This window comes from Saccharomonospora saliphila YIM 90502 (assembly GCF_000383795.1).
Classification (GTDB): Bacteria; Actinomycetota; Actinomycetes; order Mycobacteriales; family Pseudonocardiaceae; genus Saccharomonospora; species Saccharomonospora saliphila.
Genome location: NZ_KB912604.1, coordinates 1 through 3,204 on the forward strand (window position 1 = coordinate 1; position 3,204 = coordinate 3,204).

Annotated in this window: 4 protein-coding genes and 1 pseudogene; 2 read left to right on the forward strand and 3 right to left on the reverse strand. The window is 72.2% G+C overall.

The genetic code is table 11. The annotated features are described in order from the left end of the window. Window positions 1-82: 82 nt before the first annotated feature. The 3 genes and pseudogenes from SACSA_RS0101780 to SACSA_RS0101790 form a co-directional block, all read right to left on the reverse strand. Window positions 83-484, reverse strand: coding sequence for an NUDIX hydrolase (locus tag SACSA_RS0101780; protein WP_019813037.1), 402 nt, complete (start codon window positions 482-484; stop codon window positions 83-85). Window positions 485-527: 43 nt separating this feature from the next. Further along, complete coding sequence (locus SACSA_RS21040) at window positions 528-1,055, reverse strand: SRPBCC family protein (protein WP_019813038.1); 528 nt, start codon at window positions 1,053-1,055, stop codon at window positions 528-530. An 89-nt stretch (window positions 1,056-1,144) separates the two neighbouring features. After that, window positions 1,145-1,450: pseudogene (locus SACSA_RS0101790) on the reverse strand (ArsR/SmtB family transcription factor); the annotation flags it as partial. Window positions 1,451-1,865: 415 nt separating this feature from the next. Between SACSA_RS0101790 and SACSA_RS0101795 the strand changes: the two are divergent. Continuing rightward, window positions 1,866-2,453, forward strand: coding sequence for a MerR family transcriptional regulator (locus SACSA_RS0101795; protein WP_019813040.1), 588 nt, complete (start codon window positions 1,866-1,868; stop codon window positions 2,451-2,453). 36 nt (window positions 2,454-2,489) lie between these two features. Continuing rightward, entirely contained in the window at window positions 2,490-3,143 is a 654-nt protein-coding gene (locus SACSA_RS0101800) for an RES family NAD+ phosphorylase (protein ID WP_019813041.1), read from the forward strand. Window positions 3,144-3,204: the final 61 nt, after the last annotated feature.

The window sequence follows — 3,204 nt, forward strand, 5'->3', positions numbered from 1 at the left end:
GCGTTCGCGGCCGCCGTCGTCGCCGCGGAGGTGCCCGCGCACCACGGCCCACCGGCCGGGTGGCCGCATGGGGACGAGAGGGTCAGTCGATCTCGTCGCGTTCGGCGAGCAGAGCGAGGACCCGGCGGCCCGCCGCCGGGACCCGGTCGGCATCCTCGGAGCCGAACCAGGCCAGCTCGGCGATCTCCCCCGAGGGCGTGAGCGTGCCCGTGGCGCGGCCCGTGTAGGCGGTCATGCGCACCCTGCGGCCGTCGGTGTAGCCGTCCGCGGGCTCGTCGAGGTCGGCGAACCGGCGCAGGCTCGACTCCTCGAGTCGCACGCCGAGTTCCTCGGCGACCTCCCGGCACAGGCACGCGACATCGCTCTCCCCCGCCTCCCGCTTGCCACCGGGCAGGTAGAACCGGTGCCTGCCGTGGGTGCGCACGAACAGGGTTCTGCGCTCACGCACGTGGACCCAGGAGACGCTGTCGATCACGCCACTCACCCCGGTGAGGCTACTCCGGCCGTGCACGGCTTTCGGTCGCCCGTCACGCGCGTTCCCCGCTGTGCGGAGCGGCGCCGGCACCGCCGGTGAGCACGAACTCCCGCGCGTAGTGTTCGCGCAGCTCGGCGCCGTTGTCCGGCCAGGTCACCGGCGCGCCGTCCAGCACGGCCTCCAGCGCGTCCAGGCAGCGGTGCCAGCCTGCCGCCGTGGGGGCGGCCCACGCCGCGTCGGCGAAGGTGTGGCGGAACCGCAGCCTGCACCCCGCGCCATCGGGTTCGAGGTCGAACCGCAGATCGTGCACCCCGCCCGCCTCGTCGTACTCGCGGAAGGCGAAACGCACCGGTTGGTCCCACTCGGTGATCTCGGCGGTGATCGCGGTGTCCTCCTCGTCCACGAATCGCACGACCCCGCCCACGCGGGGCTCGAGCGCGACCACACGCAGCGGGTACCACTCACCGAGCTGGTCGGGGTCGGTCAATGCCCGCCACACGGTCTCCGGCGGATGCCGGAGAACACGCTCGAACCGCAGTGTCCAGGTGCCGTCGCCGCCGGGGCGCAGGGTGGGTTTCACGGTGCCTCCTCTCTCCCGCGGCGCGGGGCCGCGTCGGTGTCCGGTGTCGTGGGCGGGTCCGTGGCCTTGGCCGGGGCCGGGGTCTGCGTCTCCGCCATGGCGTCGAGGTGCTGTTCGAGGGCGTCCAGACGCTCCTCCCAGAAGGCACGGTAGGGCGCCAGCCAGTCCTCCACCTCCCGCAACGGCTCCGGCCGCAACCGGTACCAGCGGCGTTGAGCCTCCTTGCGGACCTCGACCAACCCCGCTTCGCGCAGCACTCGCAGGTGCTTCGACACGGTGGGCTGGGTCAGGGACAGCCGCGTGACGAGCTCGCCGACCAGGCGCTCGCCACCACGAAGCAGATCGAGGATCTCCCGCCGCCGCGGTTCCGCGAGCACCTCGAATGTACATGCCATATCGCGAATATAGCCGATAGGGAATGAACAGAGGTCGTTCGGTATCGACGGCACAGGGATACGAGCGGCGCGGCGGCCCACAGAGTCAGGCGGGAGCCGCGAACCCGGGAGGGCCGGCTCCCGCACTCCGGCGTGGCGACTCGCTGACCCCAAGGGGTCCTCAAGGGGCAACTCGCGGACCACCGGGGGCAACTCGCGGACCACCGGGGGCAACTCGCGGACCACCGGGGGGAACTCGCGGGCCACCAGGGGCAACTCGCGGAGAGAGCGGGATGGACAGCGGTCACGGTGCGAGGCACACTTGTTACGCTTTGTGCTGTGTTCGGTTGTGTGCGGTCGTGAGCAATGCCGTGAGGTCGGACACAATTCGCGTCCGCAAGCGCACGAACCCGCACACGCGGGCTACTCTAGGCGCATGACGACCTTCGCGCTGGAGAACGTGTTGGCCAAGGCGGGCCTGAACGTGCGGCCCTCCGAGTTCCTGGCGCTGGTCGAGGACGCGGCCAGGCGGCTCACCCCGCCGAGCCCGGACCCGTCGCACTACTTCTCCCCGGACCAGCGGTCCGCACTGACCGATGTCGGCCTCGACCTGGCACCGCAGCGGGGTGAGGAGACCGACTACCGCGCGCGGACGGTGGCGGCCCATGCCGTGCTCGCCGACTCCGCCCTCACCGTGGCCGAGGCCGCGACGGCGCTCGGCGTGGACGACAGCCGCATCCGCCACCGGCTCAAGGAGCACCGGCTCACCGGATGGAAGGCCCAGGGCGGCTGGCGGCTGCCGGCCTGGCAGTTCACCGCCACCGGTGTGCTGCCCGGTCTCGACGTCGTCCTGCGCGCCGTCCCCGAGGACCAGCCCGCCCTGGTGGTCGCGGCCTTCATGAGCACCCCGCAGGCCGACCTCATCATCAACGGCAAGCAGGCGACACCACGGCAGTGGTTGCTGGCCGGGGGCGACCCGACGCCCGTGGCGGACCTCGCGGGTACGCTCGGCACGGCCGCGTAGACACCGGCGACACCCGAGATCGGTTAGTCACGTTCCATGGCAAGGCTGCCCCGGCCGCCGTCGAAGGCGGTACTGGTCAACGAACTGCGCCCGACCGAGGACATCGTCGCGGTGCATCCGGCGACCCGGCTCGTGCGGGTCTACAACGCCTACGGCAACCACCCGCAGCGCTGGGACACCTTCCGCTACACGGGCCCGCTGCCGCACGGCCGGTTCGACCCGCAACTACCGCGCCACGGCGACATCGTCACCGACCGGCAGAACGGGGTGGTCTACTTCGGCCTTTCGGTGCGGACCAGCGTCGCCGAGGTTTTCCAGACCACGTCCACGGTGGACCGTAAGACCCGTGGTCCGCACCTGGTCGTCGTCCGCCCCGCCCGCACCCTGCGGCTGCTGGACTTGTGCGGGTTGTGGCCCACGCGGGTGGGGGCCTCCCAGGAGATCTCCAGCGGGCCGAAGAAGATCACGCAGGCGTGGGCGCGTGCCATCCGCGGGGCCTACCGCGATCTCGACGGTGTCTGGTACCGCTCGTCGATGGACTCCGGGGAACCCGCCGTGTGCCTGTGGGACCCGCCCGCCGGGGGAGCCCTGCCCGCGACGCCGGACGTGCTGCTCCCCCTCGACCACCCCGGCCTCGACGTCCCGCTGAGCCGGGTGTGCGCCGAGCTGAACTACGTGATGCTCAGCTGAGACCACGCCCGCCCCGCGCGGGCGGCGGTCACCGCGTGCGCCGAGGCGACCGCGGTCGGGC